Source organism: Desulfovibrio simplex, assembly GCF_055387835.1.
Genome location: NZ_AP042377.1, coordinates 3,658,849 through 3,678,697, shown reverse-complemented (window position 1 = coordinate 3,678,697; position 19,849 = coordinate 3,658,849). Strand labels below are relative to the sequence as shown.

At 59.2% G+C, this 19,849-nt stretch carries 18 protein-coding genes and 1 pseudogene; 6 read left to right on the top strand and 13 right to left on the bottom strand.

Annotated features, from left to right (window positions below):
• Window positions 1-54: 54 nt before the first annotated feature.
• Genes ybgF through ileS form a run of 4 tightly spaced genes read right to left on the bottom strand, consistent with a single transcriptional unit; the run spans window position 55 to window position 4,649 of the window.
• The gene (gene ybgF, locus ACZ5DH_RS14965; RefSeq protein WP_464255032.1) at window positions 55-1,074 is read right to left on the bottom strand and encodes a tol-pal system protein YbgF; all 1,020 of its coding nucleotides are present in this window, start codon (window positions 1,072-1,074) and stop codon (window positions 55-57) included.
• 13 nt (window positions 1,075-1,087) lie between these two features.
• Window positions 1,088-1,294 (bottom strand): PLDc N-terminal domain-containing protein, encoded by a 207-nt coding sequence (locus ACZ5DH_RS14960; RefSeq protein WP_464255031.1) that lies wholly within the window; start codon window positions 1,292-1,294, stop codon window positions 1,088-1,090.
• Window positions 1,291-1,830: a signal peptidase II gene (lspA, locus tag ACZ5DH_RS14955; RefSeq protein WP_464256571.1), complete on the bottom strand. Its 540-nt coding sequence runs from the start codon at window positions 1,828-1,830 to the stop codon at window positions 1,291-1,293. The genes ACZ5DH_RS14960 and lspA overlap by 4 nt, the downstream gene beginning before the upstream one ends.
• Window positions 1,831-1,832: 2 nt before the next feature.
• The gene (gene ileS / locus ACZ5DH_RS14950; RefSeq protein ID WP_464255030.1) at window positions 1,833-4,649 is read right to left on the bottom strand and encodes an isoleucine--tRNA ligase; all 2,817 of its coding nucleotides are present in this window, start codon (window positions 4,647-4,649) and stop codon (window positions 1,833-1,835) included.
• Between the two features lie 292 nt (window positions 4,650-4,941).
• Between ileS and ACZ5DH_RS14945 the strand changes: the two genes are divergently transcribed.
• Window positions 4,942-5,193 carry a HypC/HybG/HupF family hydrogenase formation chaperone gene (locus tag ACZ5DH_RS14945; RefSeq protein WP_464255029.1) on the top strand — a complete coding sequence of 84 codons (252 nt, stop codon included), beginning with the start codon at window positions 4,942-4,944 and terminating at the stop codon, window positions 5,191-5,193.
• 1,197 nt (window positions 5,194-6,390) lie between these two features.
• On the opposite strand, the gene flgM is transcribed toward ACZ5DH_RS14945, so the two are convergent.
• The 5 genes from flgM to ACZ5DH_RS14920 form a co-directional block, all read right to left on the bottom strand.
• The gene (gene flgM, locus ACZ5DH_RS14940; RefSeq protein ID WP_464255028.1) at window positions 6,391-6,714 is read right to left on the bottom strand and encodes a flagellar biosynthesis anti-sigma factor FlgM; all 324 of its coding nucleotides are present in this window, start codon (window positions 6,712-6,714) and stop codon (window positions 6,391-6,393) included.
• A gap of 3 nt (window positions 6,715-6,717) precedes the next feature.
• The gene (locus ACZ5DH_RS14935; RefSeq protein WP_464255027.1) at window positions 6,718-7,206 is read right to left on the bottom strand and encodes a DVU0524 family FlgM-associated protein; all 489 of its coding nucleotides are present in this window, start codon (window positions 7,204-7,206) and stop codon (window positions 6,718-6,720) included.
• Between the two features lie 315 nt (window positions 7,207-7,521).
• Window positions 7,522-8,901 carry an MFS transporter gene (locus tag ACZ5DH_RS14930; protein WP_464255026.1) on the bottom strand — a complete coding sequence of 460 codons (1,380 nt, stop codon included), beginning with the start codon at window positions 8,899-8,901 and terminating at the stop codon, window positions 7,522-7,524.
• A 182-nt stretch (window positions 8,902-9,083) separates the two neighbouring features.
• Window positions 9,084-9,284 (bottom strand): hypothetical protein, encoded by a 201-nt coding sequence (locus ACZ5DH_RS14925; RefSeq protein ID WP_464255025.1) that lies wholly within the window; start codon window positions 9,282-9,284, stop codon window positions 9,084-9,086.
• Window positions 9,285-9,581: 297 nt separating this feature from the next.
• Complete coding sequence (locus ACZ5DH_RS14920) at window positions 9,582-10,460, bottom strand: methylenetetrahydrofolate reductase (protein WP_464255024.1); 879 nt, start codon at window positions 10,458-10,460, stop codon at window positions 9,582-9,584.
• Window positions 10,461-10,636: 176 nt separating this feature from the next.
• Between ACZ5DH_RS14920 and ACZ5DH_RS14915 the strand changes: the two genes are divergently transcribed.
• The 5 genes and pseudogenes from ACZ5DH_RS14915 to ACZ5DH_RS14895 form a co-directional block, all read left to right on the top strand.
• Window positions 10,637-11,923, top strand: coding sequence for a phosphodiester glycosidase family protein (locus tag ACZ5DH_RS14915; protein ID WP_464255023.1), 1,287 nt, complete (start codon window positions 10,637-10,639; stop codon window positions 11,921-11,923).
• A 288-nt stretch (window positions 11,924-12,211) separates the two neighbouring features.
• Window positions 12,212-12,592: a desulfoferrodoxin gene (locus ACZ5DH_RS14910; protein WP_464255022.1), complete on the top strand. Its 381-nt coding sequence runs from the start codon at window positions 12,212-12,214 to the stop codon at window positions 12,590-12,592.
• Window positions 12,593-12,650: 58 nt separating this feature from the next.
• The gene (locus ACZ5DH_RS14905; protein ID WP_179979990.1) at window positions 12,651-12,788 is read left to right on the top strand and encodes a rubredoxin; all 138 of its coding nucleotides are present in this window, start codon (window positions 12,651-12,653) and stop codon (window positions 12,786-12,788) included.
• A 97-nt stretch (window positions 12,789-12,885) separates the two neighbouring features.
• Entirely contained in the window at window positions 12,886-14,094 is a 1,209-nt protein-coding gene (locus ACZ5DH_RS14900; RefSeq protein WP_464255021.1) for an FprA family A-type flavoprotein, read from the top strand.
• 217 nt (window positions 14,095-14,311) lie between these two features.
• Window positions 14,312-15,039 (top strand): annotated as a pseudogene (locus ACZ5DH_RS14895) (IS5 family transposase); the annotation flags it as partial.
• A gap of 627 nt (window positions 15,040-15,666) precedes the next feature.
• Here the strand turns inward: ACZ5DH_RS14895 and ACZ5DH_RS14890 are convergent.
• The 4 genes from ACZ5DH_RS14890 to hemL all read right to left on the bottom strand — a co-directional run bounded on the left by ACZ5DH_RS14890 (window position 15,667) and on the right by hemL (window position 19,841).
• Complete coding sequence (locus ACZ5DH_RS14890; protein ID WP_464255020.1) at window positions 15,667-16,053, bottom strand: cytochrome c3 family protein; 387 nt, start codon at window positions 16,051-16,053, stop codon at window positions 15,667-15,669.
• A 101-nt stretch (window positions 16,054-16,154) separates the two neighbouring features.
• Window positions 16,155-16,928 (bottom strand): precorrin-3B C(17)-methyltransferase, encoded by a 774-nt coding sequence (gene cobJ, locus ACZ5DH_RS14885; RefSeq protein WP_464255019.1) that lies wholly within the window; start codon window positions 16,926-16,928, stop codon window positions 16,155-16,157.
• Between the two features lie 3 nt (window positions 16,929-16,931).
• Window positions 16,932-18,194, bottom strand: coding sequence for a cobalt-precorrin 5A hydrolase (locus ACZ5DH_RS14880; RefSeq protein ID WP_464255018.1), 1,263 nt, complete (start codon window positions 18,192-18,194; stop codon window positions 16,932-16,934).
• A 375-nt stretch (window positions 18,195-18,569) separates the two neighbouring features.
• Entirely contained in the window at window positions 18,570-19,841 is a 1,272-nt protein-coding gene (hemL, locus tag ACZ5DH_RS14875) for a glutamate-1-semialdehyde 2,1-aminomutase (RefSeq protein ID WP_464255017.1), read from the bottom strand.
• Window positions 19,842-19,849: the final 8 nt, after the last annotated feature.

Sequence of the window (19,849 nt, the reverse complement as noted above, 5' to 3'; positions counted from 1 at the left end):
GGAAAGGCAATAGAAAGCCGCCGCGCCGAAGCACGGCGCGGCGGCATGGGGAACTTACTTGTTGGTCTTGAGGAAGCTCTTGGCGCGGGCCGCTTCGGGCGAATTGGGATACTTTTTGATGAGTTCTTCCAGGCGGGCCTTGGAGGCGGCGCCCTGGTTGAGCTTGCTGAAGCTGATGCCCTGCTTGAGGTAAGCGCCGGGCGCGCTGGAGGACTTGGGGTAGTCCTTGATGACCTTGTCATAGGCGAGGGCCGCGTCCGCGAACTGATTGCGCTGGAAGTAACACTCGGCCAGATAGAACTGCGCCTCGGGGGCCAGGTTATGGCTCTTGTAGTTTTTCAGAAAGTCCGCAAAGGAGCGCTGGGCTTCGTCATACTTGCGGGCATTATAGGCATTGACGCCAGCGTCGTAGAGCGCCAGCGAGATATCCTTTTGCGGAGCCTGCACCTGCGGCTGCGGCTGCGGCGAAGGCTGCCCCCAGGTGCTGGCGGCGGGAGCCGCAGCGGAAGCCTGAGCTGCGGCGGCTGTCTGGCCGCCGTAAGGCTGCACGCCTTCGGGCACGGCCGAGGCATACCCGGGGGAACCGGCGGCCACGGAACCGGCAGCGCCAGCCTGACCGTAGGCGGGCTGGCCATAGGAGGGCTGACCGTAGCTGGGGGTCTGAAGCGCCGTCTGGGTGGAAGGCGCGACCTGACCCATGGGGGCGACAGGCGTGGCGGCGGACGTGGCGGACGGCGCTTCGCCAAGGTTCAGGTTCAGCGCCATGCTGCGCTCAACCTGGCGCAGGGCCTCGTCATGCCGGTTCACGCGATCCACGAGGGCACGCGCGCCGCCGGCATTGTTAAGGTCATCCATCTGCCCTTTCATGGTGTTCAGTTCCTGCCGTAAAGCCTGAATCTGATTCCAGGCGTCAGCCTGGGAAGGCTGCATCTGCCGCAGCTGCACATCGTGCTGCTGCACCTGCTGTTCAAGGCTGAGGCTGCCCCCGCTGGAGCTGCCGCCGGATACGCAGGCGCTCAGCGGCAGAGCAGCGCAAGCCAGCGTGACAAAGCACAACGTACGGAATGTGCGCATAATATCCTCTTTTTCAAATTTGCACTTTTCCCAGAGCTTTTTTACGCCCTGTGAAAATATAGATGATACCGCCGATAACCGGTAAAAAAACCACCAGCACGAGCCACAGCGCCCGTTGCTGCGGTGTGGGAAACTCATGCCCCCAGATGTGGATAATGCTCCACAACGTGGGGATCATAGGAATCATCACCAGAACCACATGCCACCAGTGAAACATCATGCGGCATTACCTCCCTTGCCGGAGGTTTTTCCGGCGTTACGGCCCGTTTTGTCCCCGACCCCGGAAGGCTGACGCCACATGGCAAGGCAGGCCAGGGCAGCCCCCACAAAGATGGCCGAGTCGGCCACGTTAAAGGCAGGCCAGTGCCAGTCGCCCCAATAGACATCCAAAAAGTCCACAACCGCCCGAAAGCGGACGCGGTCCACCAGATTGCCCAGTGCCCCGCCCAGAACCAGCCCCAGTCCCGCGAACAGCCAAGGGTCTTCATGCGAGCTGCGAACCAGCATGAATATGGCCCAGGCGGCCACTGCCGTTGCCACGAGAAACAGCCAGAACTGCCACTCGATATCGGAGCGGTTCAAAAAACCAAAGGCCGCTCCACGGTTGCGTATGTTCACAAGGTCAAACAGCCCCTGGATCACCGGCACGGACCTGTGCTCCGGTATGGTCTGCATGACAATATACTTGCTCAATTGATCAAGCGCCAGTGCCAGCAGGGCCATGCCCCCGAGAATACGGTAGCGTCTGCGCATAATCCTCAGGATTCCATTGCCTTGATAACCGCCGTGCAGCGGGGGCACAAGGCGGGATGTGCGGGATCGGTTCCAAGCTCGGTGCTGTAGATCCAGCAACGCTCGCATTTTTCGCCGCGCGCCTTTTCAACGCCAATGGCAAGACCCGCCACCTCTTCATCCTGATACGCTGCCTGGGGCGCGCGGTCCAGAGCTTCCATATGCAGTTGCGACACAATGCACACGGCGCGCAGGTCGGTATGCAGGCCCTCAAGCCGCTGGCGCAGCTCGTCGGCCACAAAAAGGGTGACGCGCGTGTCCAGCGAATGCCCGATGATGCCTTCGCGACGCATGGGCTCAATGGCCCTGGTCACAGCGCCGCGCACGGCCAGCAGCACGTTCCAGTCGTCGCGCGTCCCTTCGTCAAGAAGGTAGGGCGCGGCTTCCAGGGGCGGCAGGGCAAACACCGTGAGTTCCGGGCCGCGCAGGCTCTCGGGCAGATGGGCAAATATTTCCTCGGCCGTGAAAGACAGCACCGGGGCCATGTCGCGCAGCAGCAGGCACAGGATGTGCCACAGGGCGGTCTGGGCCGAACGCCGCTCCTGGCTGGCCGGGGCCGAAGCATAGAGGCGGTCTTTAAGAATATCCAGATACACGGACGAAAGGTCGGTGACGCAATAGTTGTGCAGGGTATGGTAAACCTTGTGGAAATCAAAATCCATATAGGCCTGCTGCACACGCTCGTGCACGCGACCGGCCACATCCAGGGCGAAGCGGTCGAGAGACTCCAGTTTGTCCAGCGACAGCAGATCCTGGGCGGAAACGTCGTTCAGGTTACCGAGGATGAAGCGGCAGGTATTGCGGATGCGGCGGTAAGCGTCCACAAGGCGGCCAAGGATTTCATCCGAAATGCGGATGTCTTCGCGGTATTCCACGGAAGAAACCCACAGGCGCACGATTTCAGCCCCGAATTTTTCAATAAGTTCCTGCGGCGCGATGACGTTGCCGATGGATTTGGACATTTTGCGCCCGTCGCCGTCCACCACGTAGCCGTGGGTGAGCACGGAGCGGTAGGGCGCGCAGCGCCGCGTGCCTTCGCTGACCAGAAGGGAACTGTGGAACCAGCCCCGGTGCTGGTCGGAGCCTTCCATATACAGGTCAGCCGGAAAGCCCAGTTCGGGGCGCTTTTCCAGTACGGCGGCAAAGCTCGTGCCGGAATCGAACCACACGTCCAGAATGTCGGTTTCGCGCTTCCAGTGGCTGCCGCCGCAATGCGGGCAGGCAAGCCCCTCGGGCACGATGTCTTTCAGATCGGCTTCGTACCAGTAGTCGCAGCCTGTGGGGTGGGTGGCGAAGCGCGCGGCCATTTCATGCATCCAGTCGGGATCGTTCCAGGCCTCGCCGCAGTCTTCGCACAGCAGGGCCATGATGGGCACGCCCCACTGACGCTGGCGCGAGATGCACCAGTCGGGGCGGAATTCCACCATATTATGGATGCGTTCGCGGCCCCAGGCGGGAATCCAGCGCACCTGCTCGTCAATGGCCTTGAGGGCGCGGCCGCGCAGATCGTTCTTTTCCATGCTGATAAACCACTGGGTGGTCGCGCGGAAAATGACGGGCTCCTTGCAGCGCCAGCAGTGCGGGTAGGAGTGCCTGATCTTGGCCTTTTGCAGCAATGCGCCAACTTCTTCAAGTTTTTCAATAACCTTTGGATTGGCCTCAAAAACATTCAGGCCAGCGAAAAATTCCACGCTGGGCAAAAAGCGCCCCGCGTCATCCATGGGTGAGTAGACTTCCAGACCGTACTTGAGGCCCACTTCATAGTCTTCGCGGCCATGTCCGGGCGCGGTGTGTACGCAGCCCGTACCCGCGTCCAGGGTCACATGCTGGCCCAGAATGACAAGCGAATCCCTGTCATAGAAGGGGTGCCGCGCCTTGAGGCCTTCAAATTTCGCGCCGGGCGCGCGGTCAAGGATGGTGTAGTCGCTCCAGCCAAGAGTGGCGGCGCAGGATTTCAGCAGTTCTTCGGCGAGAATATACTGGTTTCCAGCGGCTTCCACCAGGGCATAGGTAAATTCGGGGTGCAGGCAGACGCCCATGTTGTCGGGGAGAGTCCAGGGCGTTGTGGTCCAGATGACCACATGCGCGCGGGAAGGATCTGCGGCGGCAAAGACCTTTTTGAGCCCTTCGTCGGGCAGGGCGAAGCGCACATAGACCGAGGGCGAGGTGTGGTCATAGTATTCCACCTCTGCCTCGGCCAGCGCCGTATGGCAGGAGCAGCACCAGTAAATGGGCTTTTTGGAGCGCACCACGCCGCCAGTGGCCACAAACTTGGCCAGTTCGTCAGCCGTGGCCGCCTCGTAGGCGGGCTTCATGCTCATGTAGGGATCTTCCCAGTTGCCGAGCACGCCCAGGCGCTTGAATTCCTTGCGCTGCACGTCAATCCACTTGGAGGCATACTCACGGCAAAGCTTGCGCACCACATGGGCCGGAAGTTCTTTTTTCTTTTCCTTGAGTTCCTGCTCGACCTTGTGTTCGATGGGCAGGCCGTGGCAGTCCCAGCCGGGCACATAGCGCGAGGTATAGCCCGCCATGTTGCGGGACTTGACGATAATGTCCTTGAGAATCTTGTTCAGCGCCGTGCCCATATGAATGTGCCCGTTGGCGTAAGGCGGGCCGTCATGCAGGATGTAGGTTCCCTTGCTGCCCGAAGCTTCCACCATGGCGGCACAGGCATTAATGGATTCCCACTTCTTGAGGGTTTCCGGCTCGCGCTGGGCCAGATTGGCTTTCATAGGAAAGGCGGTTTGGGGCAAATTCAGCGTTTTTTTATAATCACTCATTGGGGCTCCCGGCACTGATGTCGCAAGAAAAAATGTCATTAGCGGTGAGAAAAATCACTGTAGTTTGGGCAAAGAGACGCCTAAAGTCAAGGATTCGCAAGTACCTCGCGGTGTCTGACGCATCTTCGCCCACAAACAAAAATGATTTGGTCAAAAAGATCTTCCGCCCCGGCTGCTTGCCTACTCCTGTCCGGGCTGGTAAGCTGCATTTCCTTCAGCTTGCGGCGGCTTGTGGACGCCTCAGGGCTTGCCGAAACCGCAACAGTGTTTATCTGCCTGACAAGAGGTACCTATGTGTCTTGCCATTCCCGCCCGTATTGAAGAACTTTTTGGTGAAGGTATGGCCCGCGTTCGCGTGGGTGAAAGCCAGACTTTTTTGAACGCGTCAGTCATGCTTTTGCCCGAAGAACCCAACATCGGCGACTATGTTATTGTGCATGCGGGCTTTGCCCTGCACACGCTGAGCCCTACTGAAGCGGAAGAAAGCCTGTCTGCTCTGCGCGAACTGGCTCAAGCTCTGGAAGACGGCCCACCAAAATTTTAGCGGCCCGGCATTGGGGCGTGCCCATTGGCGACGCCTGACGATGGTTGACCATGACGACACCCTACGATGCCTCGTGCATTGGCACGATTTCATGATCACCCTGTGGCGCAGGGCGCATCAGGTCAGCCTGCCAGACTGGCAAGACTGTACAGCGCAACCAGATACAATCCCTCTGCCCATGTCAGAGGGATTTTTTATTGCAATTACACTTATATATAAAATACTAAAAATTTACTTCTGCCCTCAAGATGCCCCACAATGCCCACGTCGCACGCCTTTTCCAAGGAAGCACTGCATCGCGCTACGTTACCTGCAGCCGTGAATACCTCGGGTGGGGCGTGTTTGCCCTGATGGCGCGGTAGCAAAGCTCAGAGCAAGCTCATTTTGAAATTCTTTGTGGGGGAGGGACCCTTTTGCAAAAGGGTCTCCTCCCCCACGCCCCCTCCCCCTAAAACTCTTAGTGTAATGTCACAGAGCGCACTGAGTTTTCTGATCCGAGGCGGACTCCAGAGGCAGTTTGTTGAGACGCCTTCATCCACCTCTTATTCGGCGCGAAGGCCAACAATGGCATAACGGAACGCCCTCCCCGGTCTCTCCAGCGCATAAGCGCTCGCTGGCACTGCGCGGCGCGCAGGGAGATCGCCGAGCGAAGCGAGGAAGCTCCCGGAGTAGTAGCCGCGCAGCCCTCGTGGAATGACGGAAATGGGAAAGCCCCAGCGGGGTGCTTCGGGGGGGATGCAAGGGGGGCCGAGAAGGGGGCGCAGCCCCATAACCGGCCCCGCCTTGCCGCGCGCCGCGCAGGCGGCCAAAACGAAATAAATGAAAAGCCGCCGTGCCCGCAGGGCACATGCAGTTCAGTCAAGCGACAAGCCACATCCCAGGAGCGATTCGGAATCGCCGCCCGCCGCGCAGGTGCCCAAAACAACACAACAATACAAAAAAGCTCCCGTGCCCGCAGGTCGCACAAGCCACCTCTCAAAGGACGGATCCGGCTTTATTCCCCCTGAAGCACTTGCGCCGCCCCCCCTCTGCCCGCCCCGGACAACCCAAATAAAAAAACAGAGCGATCTCAAAATGAAATCGCTCTGGTCGCTACGTCAAAAGACGCTCACCACGACACAATAGCGCGCGTATCCCCACTGGTACGCGCCGAAGCGGGCGTCTTCAAACATCAAAAAATCTCAAGGGCGCTCTGCCCTATTTCTGAAACAGGCCCGGCTCTTCGCTCACAAGGTTGGCGGCAATAAGCTTGCTGTCCGGCTTATAGGTTCCGTTGGCTACCTGGATGCGCAGGGCCTCCACCTTTTCGGAACGCACATCCGGCGCGCTCTGGGCCGCGCGACGCGCCTCTGTCAGCAGCAGAGCATCCTGCGAAACAGTCACCGTATCCCCCTGGGACGCTTCCGTGCCGGTTCCTTCCGCACGCGTCTTCAGGCGGGTCTCGTTTCTGGCCTCGGTGCTTTTGTCCAGCCCGGCGGCATAGGGATCAAAAAAGTTGTTCGTCGTGTTCTTGATTTCCATTTCCTACTCCGTTGAGGGCGCTTTCGCACCGCTCTGCGCCACTGGCTTCACAAAACCTTCGGTTCTTGACGGCTCTTCCAGCATGCTTTTGTCAACGGTATCACGGGTAATACGCCACAGAGCATGCCGTGTTTTCCGCTGCACGTCTTCCGGCAACGGCTCCATACCTTCGGGGCCCTCACCCACGATGTGCAATTTCTGGCCAGGGGGATAGGTAAAGCGTACCTTCTGCCCCACTTCCTTGCCCAGTTCATGGCGGATATCCTCCACCACAGGATTGTCGCTGCCTGTAAACAGCAGCGTCTCGTACAGTTCGCGCGCCACTTTTTCAACGCAAGCACGCCTGTACGCGGCCGGATCCGGATCATCCGGCGCATCACCATGGGCAAGCCTCATGCGAACCCGAAAACGCGCGAGACGCCGGGCAGCCAGCAGTTGCTGTTCATACCCTTGTAACATCATGCGCAGCTTCGCGGAATTGGCATCGGCCATGAATGTCTCCGTCCTTACTGCCTGTTCGGCCTCCCGCCAAAAAACTTTAGACTTTCCCTTCCCGCCCGCGACGTTTTTTCGTGGCCTGGAGCAGGCTATAGTGAAATTGCTCTAAACCAGATTAACTTTGAGAATGGACATTCTCAAAGTTTAAGACACGCATGCTTCGGCGCTTAACAGCGCAAATAAATAGCGGTGCTGTCTTCATCCGTAAGCCCTGCGGGCAACGGCTGAAGCTGCGCTTACGCCTTCGCTGCGGGCGCCTGCTCACGCAGTCGCCAGAGCAATTTCAAAGTGAAAATGCTCTAAACCGCGCTATTTGCGGTTACGCGCAAGCACACAGCCCACGGCCAGCAAATTCAGTATGCCAAAGATAACCAGGTCAAGGTGCATGCTGGCCATAAAGGCGTCAATGGTATGCGGCCCTGCGGGCTTGTCGCCCAAATAAAAACCCAGGGTCAGGGTAATGACCACCATGTTCACAAGCTGGCCCCCGGTACGCACGGCTCCGGTGAGGCCCGAGGCCTGCCCCACATGCTCCCGCCCGGCGCTTTCAAGAATAATGGTGGTATTGGGCAGGGCAAAAAGACTTATACCCACGCCAAGCAGTCCCTGAGCGGTCAGCAACAGGCCAATGGGCGAATCCACGGCAAGAAAGGCCGAAACCAGCAGGCCAAGACCGCACAGCCCCACGCCCACGGCGCTCACATGGCCGGGGTCGAACTTTATGCACAGTCTGGCGGCCAGAGGGGTGGTAGTGGCCTGCACCAGAGACTGCATGGCCAGAAACATGCCAGCCTGCTGCACGGTCATGCCGCGTCCAAACTGAAGATACAGGCTGAAGAAAAAGAGTACGCCGAAAAATGAGCTGTAGTTGACAAAGGCAGCGAGGGAAGACAGGGCAAACACCCGGTTGCGCGCAAGCAGACGGATATCAAGGAGGGGAAACTCGCTGCGCAGTTCCTTGAAGCAGAACAGCACCATCAGAATGACAAAAGCCGCCAGCAGAAAGCCCGCCATCACCGGATAGGCCGCCAGCTCCGACGACCCGAAGGTCAGGGCCGTCATGGCCAGGCCGTAAATGATGCAACCGCCCCAGTCAAAATGGCGTCCCTCGGCCGTGCGCCAGTCCAGGTTGACGCGGTACTTCATGAGCAGCAGCACAGCCACCGAAGTGAGCGCATTGCCCCAGAAAAGCCAGCGCCAACCCAGCCAGCCTGCCACAAAGCCAGCCACCGGCGGGCCGCAGGCAATGCCGGCATACACGGCCGAACCGCTGTACCCGAGATATATGGCTCTTTTGCCAGCAGGCGCGGCCGATGCCAGCAAGGCCAGACCGCAGGCATTAAACATGGCCCCGCCCATGCCCTGCACCAGACGCAGCCCCAGAAAGGCTTCCACTGAAGAGGCAAAGCCCAGCAAAGCCCCGCTGACCGCAAAAATGGCGGTTCCCCAGATAAAGATGCGCTTGTACCCCCATATGTCGCCAAGACTGCCGCTGGCAAGCTGAAAAACGGCAAGTCCCATGGCGTAAAAAGCGCCCATGAGCCCAAGCTCCTGCGCGCTGGCTTTCAGGTCCGCGCCAATGGGCGGCAAAACCGCGTTCACGCCAGCCATCATGAAGGGCATGCAGAAAAGTGAGGTGCAGACCGCAATCAGCAGCCAACCATGGCCTTTTTCGATGGAGGATGACATAGAAAAACAGTATCTCCGGGTATGGAACAGGTCAATACAGCGCCACCACAGAATTGAAAGGGCCAGCTTGAGAAACAGCCCTGCCAGCGCTGTGCGCGTATGACGGCGCACAGGCAGGACTGTGCAGGCCGGGAACAGACAAACGGTCGCCACCCATGGCGCCCATGAGTCCGTCGGCTGCCTCACGGCGAGCGGGCTGCCCATGCGGAAAGCGGGATGGCATGAGCACTATGCACAAAGCTGTAAAACCATGATCCGGCGCGCCCCACGCCGTTGTGCGCCCATGCCGCCCCGAGTACGGTTCCGCCGAGAGGCGCGGGCACATCCGATCCGCAAGCATCCCGACCCTGCGAGTCAGAAACGTGGCAGAAAATTTTTGTCATACGCGCCAGCACAGCTTGCGAAGCTATACCGGACGTCCGCTCCGGTCAACGGAAACAAGCGGTCCCCGACGGTGTACGCCAGGGACCGAAGTGTTGCGCCAGAGCCAAAACTCCGCGCCGAAATCCTGGAACAGATCAGCGTTGTGAAGGGCACTCGCAAAGCTTTGACACGCCGCTTGCGCGTGCAACAGCGCGGGATTCCAGCGCGTACGCCTTTACGGCGCGCGCCTGTTCATGCAGACGCCGGGCAATGTTACGAAAAATTGCTCCCGGCTCAGCGCCGACCCAAGGTGTGCGTCACGCCTGCAAAAGCCCCGACTCTTCAGCCAGCCTCAGGCACATTTCTGCCTTGTTCAATGTATACAGATGAATGCCTGGAGCTCCGTTTTCCAGCAGAAAACGTATCTGGCGCACTGCAAATTCCAATCCCACTTCGCGCACGGCCTCGGCACCGCCTTTGGCATTGGCGCTTTCAAGGTCAAGGTAGAGCTTGCCGGGAATGTTCGCGCCGCAAAGCGAAAGCACCCGCCGCAGCGAGTCAAAACTCTGGATGGGCAGTATGCCGGGGATCACGGGCGTGTGAATACCCCTGCCCCGCAAATGTTCCAGCAGGTCCGCATATTCCCGCGCGTCAAAGAAAAGCTGGGTTACGGCAAAATCCGCTCCGCTGCGCATCTTGTCCGCAGTGTAAAGGCGGTCCTGCGCGATGGAGCGCGATTCGGGGTGCGGCGCGGGATAGGCCGCCACGCCGATACCCATATAGGGCTGCTGGCAGCGGGCAAAGGCCACGAGGTCTGAGGCATGCCGAAAATATCCCTTGTTCCAGTCCCACTCCTGCCCGGCGGGCGGGTCTCCGCGCAGGGCCAGCACATTGTCCACACCGGCGGCTCGCAATTCGGCAAGGTAGGCCGCGATGGTCTCAGGCTCCGCCCCCACACAGGTAAGGTGGGCCATGGTGCTCAGCCCGCGCCGGACCAGCTCCGCGGTTACGGCAAGGGTATTACGCTGCTTGCCGCCGCCTGCGCCATACGTGACGGAAACAAACAGCGGGTCCAGAGCGCGCAGCCTCTCCACAGTTTCAAAAAAGCCGGGCAAATTTCCCTCATCCGACGGAGGAAAAAATTCCAGTGAGAAAAATGGCTTCTTCGCGGCGCGGATGCTGTCTCCGATGTGCATGCTGCAACTCCTTGTGTACTGCGGGAATGCGGCCAATTTTTGCGGGGCCGACTTATTTATGTGTATATCTAGATAAGTTGATATGTCAAGAAAAAAGGCCGGGGAGCCTTGCAAAATGGCCGGCTTGGTCGTAATTCAGGGGCAAGCCGGGCGTATAAGCCCCCGAGCGGCATACCATGAAAATACATACAGGCATTTTTGAGTGCGGCCAGGGCCCGCACACCGCCTGCCACGGCAGGATGCAAGGCTTCCTTTCAGGTCGCGTCTTTCGACTGGCCTGCGCCCTTTGTACCCTGACAGCCCTGCTGCTCTGGCATGCCCCCCATGTGAGCGCGGCCCAGAACACGCGACCTGAAGCTCCCCTGGTCAAAGTTGCCGGCCCCGATACTGGTGCAGCCGAGGCCGGAGCAGTTGAAGCCGGCGCCGCCACAACGGATACTGCCAATACCGGGACTGCCAACGCCGGCGCTGCGCCCGGCGTGGCGCAAAACCCCCTCCCCGAAGCGGCCCCTTCCGCGCCTGCCGCTGTCGCCAACACTCCCGTTTACTCCCCCGCACCCGGCGTGGCCGCGCCCGCGCCGTCTTCCGCCGGCGTTGACGAGCAAGGCAAGCCCGATTGGCGGCAACTGGAGCCCGGTCTTGATTTCGGCCAGTTCCGCCTCAACGATAATGAAGCATTGCTGACGGCCCTGCGCATTGATCCGGCCTACTTTAATTTCATACTCTGCGCCCGCTCCCAGGACGGTGGCCCGTTGCGCTCGCTCAACCAGTGGGCCGAGCAGTATAATCTTTCCGCCGCTATCAACGCCAGCATGTACCTGCCCGACGGCATCACAAGCACGGGCTATATGAAGCAGGACGAGCACTTCAACAACAGGCGCATTGTGCAGCGCTTCGGCGCTTTCTTTGTGGCCGGCCCCACCCTGCCGGGCCTGTCTGGAGCCGCCATTGTTGATCGTGACGACCCGCAGTGGGAGCAGCACATCGGCCAGTACCGCCTTGTAATCCAGAACTACCGCATGACCAGCGCCGACAGGCGTATCCTCTGGTCGCCCGGCGGCCCTCACTACTCCATTTCCGCCGTGGCACAGGACGGCGATGGCCGCATTCTCTTTCTGCACTGCCGTCAGCCGGTGGAAGCCTACGCCTTTGCGCAGCAGCTTTTACACCTGCCCCTCAACGTGCGCACCGTCATGTATGTGGAAGGCGGCGGCCAGGCAGGTCTGCTGGTGCGCTCAGCCCACTGGCAGCATGAACTGGCGGGCATGGGCCCGGCAGGTTTTCTGGTGACTGGCGACCTGCGCGCCCTGCTGCCCAACGTGCTGGGTGCCGTGCGGATCGCGCCCGCCCCTGACGCGCCCGCCCCCGACGCGGAAAAAGCCGACCCGCAAGACCAGCCCCCCGCTCCGACGCCCCGGGAGGAAGCACCTCCCGCGGAAGTGCAGCCGCAACCCACGCCCTAGCAGCAGGAACAATCGCAACAGGAGCAATCTCAAATATGAAATTGCTCTTGCGTCAGGCCGTTTTCTGTGCGACTGATTGAGTAAACAGGATGGTGGACTGCCGCCTCCCCTTTTTGATAATAATTACTAATTTTTATAAAAATGCTTTACTTTGGCCCTGACTTCTTACACAATATTATCGGTATCCGGGGCCATGAGAGCGCATACGCGATTGTATGGCCCCCGCCCGGCTTGCCTGGCGGCAAACTATATCAAGGCCGTATAGGCCTAAACGTCTGTGAGGAAACCATGCCCAAGCATCTGGAAGTTTATAAGTGCACCCACTGTGGCAATATTGTTGAAGTTCTGCATGGCGGCGGTGCCGACATCGTCTGCTGTGGCGAGCCCATGAAGCTTATGGTAGAGGGTGCCACTGACGGCGCCATGGAAAAGCATGTTCCCGTCATTGAAAAGGTTGACGGCGGCTATCTGGTGAAAGTGGGCAGCGTGCCTCACCCCATGGAAGAAAAGCACTGGATTGAGTGGATTGAACTGCTGGCCGACGGCAGAAGCTATACAAAGTTCCTCAAGCCCGGCGACGCGCCCGAGGCCTTTTTTGCCATCGACGCCTCCAAGGTGACCGCCCGCGAATTCTGCAATTTGCATGGTCACTGGAAGGCTGAAAACTAGGTTTCATTAACACGTTACCAAGCGCGGGATTCCGCGCCATTTCCCCAGGAGGATTTCAATGCAGAAGTATGTTTGCACCGTCTGTGGCTATGAATATGATCCCGCCGAACATGACAATGTGCCCTTCGACCAGCTGCCCGACGATTGGTGCTGCCCGGTTTGCGGGGTGAGTAAGGATCAGTTCAGCCCGGCCTAACCTCGGTCTTTTACTGTATTTTCCCCCGCTTTGCCGCTGCTTGCGGTAAAGCGGGGCTTTTCGTAAATGGGAAGACCCATCATTCCGGAGAAAACAGATGCAACCTGTTGAGATTAAAAAAGACATCTTCTGGATAGGCTACGTGGACTACGACCACCGGGACTTCCACGGATATTCCCGGTCCCCGGACGGCTCCACGTACAATGCCTATCTTATCAAAGACGAAAAAAATGTTCTGATGGACACGGTGGCCTCTGGCTGCGAAGGCACCCTGCTGTGCCGCATGGCCAAGGTGCTTGATCCTGAAAAAATCGACTACGTCGTCTGCAACCACCTTGAACTGGACCACGCCGGCTCTCTTGAAGTCATCATGGAGCGGTGCAAGCCCGAGAAGCTTTTTGTTTCTCAGGCCGGGCTCAAATCGCTGGCGGGATACTTCGCCTGCAAGGATTGGCCCGTGCAGGCCGTCAAAAGCGGCGACACCATCAGCCTGGGCAAGCGCACCATCGTTTTTCAGGAAACGCGCATGTTGCACTGGCCCGACAGCATGGTCTCGTACATTCCCGAAGAAAAGCTGCTCGTCAGCAATGATATTTTCGGCCAGAACATCGCGAGCTCGGCACGTTTTGTGGACGACTTCGGCGACGATGGCGAATACAAGCGCCGCGTCAAGGAGTACTACTACAATATCGTGCTGCCCTATTCGCCCATGGTGCTCAAGGCGTTGCCCATTGTGGAGCAGCTTGACATTGACATGATCGCGCCCGACCACGGCCTCATCCATCGTGGTGAAAAGGCCGTCCGCGACATCATCGGCATGTACCGCGCCATGGCCGAACAAAAGCCGCAGCAGCGCGCGCTCATCTTTTACGACACCATGTGGCAATCCACGGAAACCATGGCCTACGCCATATGCAGCGGTCTGGAAGAAAATGGCGTTCCCACGCGCATCATGTCTGTCAAAAGCAACCACCACAGCACCGTCATGACGGAGCTGGCAGACTGCGGCGCGGTGCTGGCGGGGTCGCCCACGCACAACAACACCATTCTGCCCCTGGTGGCCGCCCAGCTGACCTACATGAAAGGACTGCGCCCCCTGAACCGCATAGGCGGCGCGTTCGGCTCCTTCGGCTGGTCTGGCGAAGCGCCCAAGCAGTTGCATGAACAGTTGACCGACATGCACATGGACATGCCCGTGGAGCCTGTGAAGTGCAACTGGCGGCCCGAACGTGACGTTCTCAAGGCCTGCCACGACATGGGCAAGACCATTGCCGAGGCCCTTAAAAAGAAGTGCCAGGAAGGTTAAACCTCCAACCCGGCCTATTTTTGCGATCCCCGGCAAAAGCACCGCTTTTGCCGGGGTATTTTTGTAATGAACCCCCGCAGCGGGCGTCTGTTCACGCAGCCGCCAGAGCAATTTCAACGTGAAAATGCTCTAGGGACTGTTTCTAAATAAATTCTAGACTTTTCATTCATCTGCTGTTTTGCTGCTTCCCATGAGCAGACACGATATTTCAGATGAAAAGTGGGCCATAATCGGACCTATGTTGGCAAAGGCTGGCACTGAGACGAGAGGGCGCAAGCGCAAGGATGACCGCCTGATGTTTAATGCCATCCTGTGGATTATGAAAACAGGCGCACCGTGGCGGGACTTGCATCCAGAGTTTGGGCCTTGGAATACAGTGCATAAACGCTTCCTGGAATGGGCCAAGCTTGAGGTCTGGGACGAGATTCTTCGCATGTTGTCCATAAACGCAGACCCTGAAACCATAATTATTGACGCTACTTTTATAAAGCTACACCAACACGGTACTGGCGCAAAAGGGGGCACTTCAATCAGGAGATCGGGCGCAGCAAAGGTGGATTAACCACCAAAATCCACGCTGTCGTTGACGCACTGGGCAACCCTTTGCGCATCCATCTCACTGCGGGCAATGTAAATGACATTGTCCCCGCGTGTGACCTGATTGAAGGTTTATTGGCAGACAAACTTCTTGCAGACAGAGCTTATGATGCCAATAAGCTGCTCGCATTGGCAGAACGCCAACGCCACGAAGTGGTTATCCCTCCGGTTCCGCGCAGGTTGGAACACCGAGAGTACGATGCCCATGCGTACAAAGAGCGCCACCTTGTTGAATGTTTCTTTGCCAAGCTTAAATCATTCCGCAGAGTTGCAACTCGATACGATAAGCTTGCCGTAACCTTTAAAGCGTCAGTCATGCTGGCCGCGTGCCTTGTTTGGCTGCAATGAACTATTTAGAAACAGCCCCTAGAGCAAATTAACTTTGAAAATATACATTTTCAAAGTTTGAGGCACGCTCACTTCGGCGTTTAACAGCGCAAATAAATTGCGCTTACGCCTCCGTGGCGGGCGTCTGCTCCCGCATCCGCCAGAGCAATTTCATTATGAAATTGCTCTAAAATACAAAAAAAGTTTTAGGGGGTGGGGGCGTGGGGGAGGGACCCTTTTGCAAAAGGGTCCCTCCCCCACAAAGCATTTCCTCTCACAAATCCTTCTCCCCAACAAAGCATTTCAGAATGAACATGCTTTTGTCTGGTGGGCCGTACGCAAAAAGGCGGCGCAAGCACTGCTTGCGCCGCCTTATATATGGGCCCGACCAAAAGGGATGCCGCTCTTTGGGAATACGGTTCCCAAAGGCTGCACCGCGCCCGGCACGGCACATGGCCTTGCCGGCAAACGCCGTGCCTCTTCATCAGCGGCAACGCCGCCCTGCCCAAGACGATTCCGTCAGCGGGGTCAGGCTACCCCTGCGTGCACGGGCGAAGCCGCACACATCCTTTGCCCGGGCGTCAGTTTGCGCGGACGCCCGGGCAACTCAACATAAAAGACACTACAGGGCCGGAACAAGTACCTGGCTTACGGATGGCACTTGGACTTGGCGCAAGCGGTGAGGTCCTTCTTGAGATCGGGCTTTTCGGCCACGGTCTTGGTGTGACATTCCATACAGTTGGTGTGCTTGAGACCGGTTTTGGTATGGATCACGTAGTACAGGCTCTTTTCACCCTTTTTGCCAGTCAGGTCATCGTGACAGCCGGAACTGCCGCACTTGGCGAAGCTTTCCTTGCCGTCAACAGGGTGGTGACAGGTCACGCATTCCACCTTGGCATGAGGCGCGTGGGGAAACATGACGGTTTTCTGAGAGCCTTTGATCTCCAGCGGTTTATCGGGCACGGCGGGGGCGGCCCAAGCGCTTACGGCAAAGAGCAGGGCCAACATACAGGTAAGAGCAAGAGTTTTTTTCACGACAGTCCTCCATGGTAGAAAAAAACGACACATGAGAATTGTTGCGAGCTTACGGCCAGCATGGCAACGTGTCAATGGCCGCCATGAAATACATTTTCAAGTTATTTGTCCGTCCATGACTGCCTTTTGCGTGCATATCCCCTTGGTGTGAGCATATATGACCCAAGCGATCTACTTTCACTATTGCCAATAATCAGCAGTGAAAGCATGTCCACCTGTGTTGCATCAAAGCTGTCCAGCCTGTGCACGCTCACGCTCTGTTCAGGACGGTAGGCCTGCCGCACCAGGCCCACAGGGCACTGCGGCTCACGAAAACGGCGGGCCAGAGCCAGGGCGGCGTCCAGATGGCCGGGGCGGCCCTTGGACCGGGGATTATAGATGACGCAGACAAAATCGGCCTCAAGGGCCGCCGTGAGTCTTTTGACAATGGTTTCCCACGGCGTGAGCAGATCACTCAGGCTGATGCAGGCAAAATCGTGCGTCAAGGGAGCGCCCAGCAGGGCCGCGGCAGCGCATACGGCAGGCACCCCCGGCACTACGCCAAAGGGAACGATGCCCACAAGGCCCCGTGACTCCAGCACTTCAAGAGCAAGCCCGGCAAGAGCATAAATGCCGGGGTCGCCCGAACAGACCAGGGCCGTGGTCTGCCCTGCAAGGGCGGCATCCACCGCCGCCTCGCACCGTTCAGTCTCATGCCGCATGCCCGTGCTGATGCGCTGTTTGCCTTCAAGCAGCTCCGGCGGGACCAGATCCATATACAGATGATAGCCCGCCACACAGTCGGCCTGCTCCAGAACGGCGCGGGCCTGTGGCGTAAGACAGTCGGCATGGCCGGGGCCAAGGCCCACCACGTGAAGGCTGGCAGCTTGAGTCATGACCTACTCTTTCTCAGTATCTTTTTCAGGGTCGGCAACGGTATTTTTTGCTTCAAGGGCCAGAGCCACGGCAATGGTCAGCTGTGACTGATAAATAGCCTTGCACACCAGAAGCCGCGCTTCGCCCACGCTGTTTTCCTTACTGGCGGCCAGCAGGGCCGCAGCCTCGCACACGCTGAACGGCGGCTGGCCGAAGCGCCGCCCCGCCGCTTCTGAGGGATTGGGCACCGGGCACTGGGCCAGGCGGGCGGAATCAAAGCCCAGAAGGGGCACATCGAGTCGAAAGGCAAGCTCGCGCAGGGCAGGTTCCTTCAATTTTTCGGTCACCGTGCCCAAAGCGGCTATGGCCTGCGGCTCCAGCCCGTGAACTTCAAAAAACTCACGCAAAGCCGCCAGCGCCATTCCCGATGGCAGATCCTTGCGGCAGCCCAAGCCCACATACAGACGCGGTACAGCCACCCGCAGCAAGCCTTCCGAAAGCGGCAGCCGACGCCAGTGTACAACCAGGCGGGGCGGCGCATGCGCTTCGCGCTTGGTTGCCACAAAGGCAGGCGGCGGCGCGGCCGCTTCGGCCTCGCAGGCAACGGACCTGAGCGAAGGATGCGCGGGCACCGCATTGCAAGGGTCCCATACTTCCAGACAGTCGCCCTCCAACAGCGCGGCCTGCGCGCGTGGCAAGCGTTGCCAGTCCACAATGCGCAGCCCTGTTTCGCGCAAAAAAAGATCAAGAGCCAGGGGATGGGCGGCTTCATGGGGCTTATGGCCGGAGGGCGCGGCGGGCCTTACGTTTTCAGTCGGAGCAGCATCCCCTTCCGCCGCGACATCGGAGGCCGTTGTAATGACCGGGATAGCCCGGAGCAGCTTTGCCACATGGCGGGCCAGTTCATTGCCGCCGCCCCAGTGGCCGGAAAGAAGACTGATGACAAAGCCGCCCGCGCCATCAAGCACCAGAACCGGCGGATCTTCGCTTTTGTGCACAAGCAGGGGGGCCAGAGCGCGGACGGCAATACCCGTGGCTCCAATAAAAACGTGCGCGGCATGCTGCCTGTAGGTTGATGCAAGCAGTTCGCCCAGCCGTGTAAAAGCCTGCGCGTCTGCGGGACAAAAGCGCTCTGGCGCGAATATCTGACATTCCGCCAGACGGCCCCCCCTGGGCACAGTCCAGGGCTTTCCGGCCAGCAGCGATTTGAGCCGCCGTGCCAAAGGCAACGCGGAAGCGCTCAGAACATAACAGGCAAGAGAGTTTTTTTCAAAGACGGGATGCACAAAGGCCTCCGGCGGTCTGCCGCCGCACATGGCTTGAAGGATGCGGCCTGTGGCATGAAAGAATGCACCGTGTGACGCAACGACCGCGGCCGGGAGTCCCTGACGGCCCCCGGCCGTCAAATGCTGGCCTGCCTGCGCGCGGCAAGTATTGTGCACTCATGCCCCGGCATTGGCAGCCTGGCAGCTTTCAGCCTGTGCCGCCGCCATTGGCAATGAGCACCCCCTCGGTAGCCAGCCGTGCGCAGCTTTACCCTGCCTTGCTCCGACATCAGCGTGAGCGGGGCTCGCCGTGGCGTGAGCGCGGTCTATGCCCGTTGCTACGCGCCACAAGGGGCGTCACTCCTTGAGAATATCCATTCTCAAGGAGTGACCACGCTAAAAAATGACCTTGCGGGCCGCGTCCAGGGTTCTGTTGAAGTCGTCGTCCGTATGGGCGAACGACACCATGCCGGTTTCATAGCCTGAAGGCGCAAGGTAAATGCCCTGTGCCCGCATCTGTTTGTAAAACGAGGTGAAGAGCTTTTGGTCGCACTTTTGCGCGCTGGCGAAGTCCGTCACCTCATGTTCGCTGAAATAGGGGCAGAACATTGAGGCCAGGGTCGGCATCTGCAGGGGAACGCCCTTGGCGGCAATGATGTCGCGCAGGCTGAAAGCGAACGTGCGGGTGCGGTCTTCAAGGGCGGCGTAGTCCGACTTCTGGAGGATGGCGAGCGTGGCCAGACCCGCGGCCATGGCCAGGGGATTGCCCGAAAGGGTTCCCGCCTGATACACGCCGCCGCGCGGGGCCACAAGCTCCATATAGCGGCGCTTGCCGCCAAAAGCACCCACAGGCAGGCCGCCGCCGATAATCTTGCCAAAGGTGGTGAGGTCGGGATCAATCTTGAAGCGCGCCTGCGCCCCGCCAAAAGCCGCGCGAAAACCCGTGATGACCTCGTCAAAAATGAGCAGGCTCTGGTACTGGTCGCAGATGGCGCGCAGCCCTTCGAGAAAGCCGGGCTTGGGCAGCACAAGGCCCATATTGGCAGCCACGGGCTCCACAATGATGGCGGCGATGCTTTCGCCGTGCTGGGCAAAACACTCCCTGACCGCATCCAGGTCATTGTACGGAGCAAGGAGGGTGTCGGCCACCACAGCCTGAGGCACGCCGGGCGTGCCGGGAATGGAGAATGTGGCCAGACCCGAACCGGCGGCCGCCAGGAAGGGGTCGGCATGCCCGTGATAGCAGCCCACAAATTTGAGCACCTTGTCGCGCTTGGTGGCGGCGCGGGCCAGACGCAGGGCGCTCATGGTCGCCTCTGTGCCGGAATTGACCATGCGCACCATCTCAAGGCCGGGCATGGCGGCAACCACGGCTTCGGCCAGAGCCACCTCATCGGGGCAGGGAGCGCCATAGCTGGTGCCGCGATGGGCGGCGTCGCACACGGCACGGGTAACGGAAGGTTCGTCATGCCCAAGAATCATGGGCCCCCAGGAAAGCACGAAATCTATGTACTGGCGGCCGTCCACGTCGGTCAGGTGGCAACCGTGCGCTTCGGCGATAAAGAGCGGCTGGCTGTCCACATTATGACAGGCCCGCACGGGGCTGTTGACCCCGCCGGGAATGACCTCCTGGGCCTTTTCAAAAAGCTGACGCGAAATCATATCCATTCTGGTCT

What these genes read in the sequence shown, in the direction of transcription:
- ybgF (WP_464255032.1), bottom strand. Translation starts at nt 1,074, where the DNA reads ATGCGCACATTCCGTACGTTGTGCTTTGTCACGCTGGCTTGCGCTGCT.
- ACZ5DH_RS14960 (WP_464255031.1), bottom strand. Translation starts at nt 1,294, where the DNA reads ATGATGTTTCACTGGTGGCATGTGGTTCTGGTGATGATTCCTATGATC.
- ileS (WP_464255030.1), bottom strand. Translation starts at nt 4,649, where the DNA reads ATGAGTGATTATAAAAAAACGCTGAATTTGCCCCAAACCGCCTTTCCT.
- ACZ5DH_RS14945 (WP_464255029.1), top strand. Translation starts at nt 4,942, where the DNA reads ATGTGTCTTGCCATTCCCGCCCGTATTGAAGAACTTTTTGGTGAAGGT.
- flgM (WP_464255028.1), bottom strand. Translation starts at nt 6,714, where the DNA reads ATGGAAATCAAGAACACGACGAACAACTTTTTTGATCCCTATGCCGCC.
- ACZ5DH_RS14935 (WP_464255027.1), bottom strand. Translation starts at nt 7,206, where the DNA reads ATGGCCGATGCCAATTCCGCGAAGCTGCGCATGATGTTACAAGGGTAT.
- ACZ5DH_RS14930 (WP_464255026.1), bottom strand. Translation starts at nt 8,901, where the DNA reads ATGTCATCCTCCATCGAAAAAGGCCATGGTTGGCTGCTGATTGCGGTC.
- ACZ5DH_RS14925 (WP_464255025.1), bottom strand. Translation starts at nt 9,284, where the DNA reads ATGACAAAAATTTTCTGCCACGTTTCTGACTCGCAGGGTCGGGATGCT.
- ACZ5DH_RS14920 (WP_464255024.1), bottom strand. Translation starts at nt 10,460, where the DNA reads ATGCACATCGGAGACAGCATCCGCGCCGCGAAGAAGCCATTTTTCTCA.
- ACZ5DH_RS14915 (WP_464255023.1), top strand. Translation starts at nt 10,637, where the DNA reads ATGAAAATACATACAGGCATTTTTGAGTGCGGCCAGGGCCCGCACACC.
- ACZ5DH_RS14910 (WP_464255022.1), top strand. Translation starts at nt 12,212, where the DNA reads ATGCCCAAGCATCTGGAAGTTTATAAGTGCACCCACTGTGGCAATATT.
- ACZ5DH_RS14905 (WP_179979990.1), top strand. Translation starts at nt 12,651, where the DNA reads ATGCAGAAGTATGTTTGCACCGTCTGTGGCTATGAATATGATCCCGCC.
- ACZ5DH_RS14900 (WP_464255021.1), top strand. Translation starts at nt 12,886, where the DNA reads ATGCAACCTGTTGAGATTAAAAAAGACATCTTCTGGATAGGCTACGTG.
- cobJ (WP_464255019.1), bottom strand. Translation starts at nt 16,928, where the DNA reads ATGACTCAAGCTGCCAGCCTTCACGTGGTGGGCCTTGGCCCCGGCCAT.
- hemL (WP_464255017.1), bottom strand. Translation starts at nt 19,841, where the DNA reads ATGGATATGATTTCGCGTCAGCTTTTTGAAAAGGCCCAGGAGGTCATT.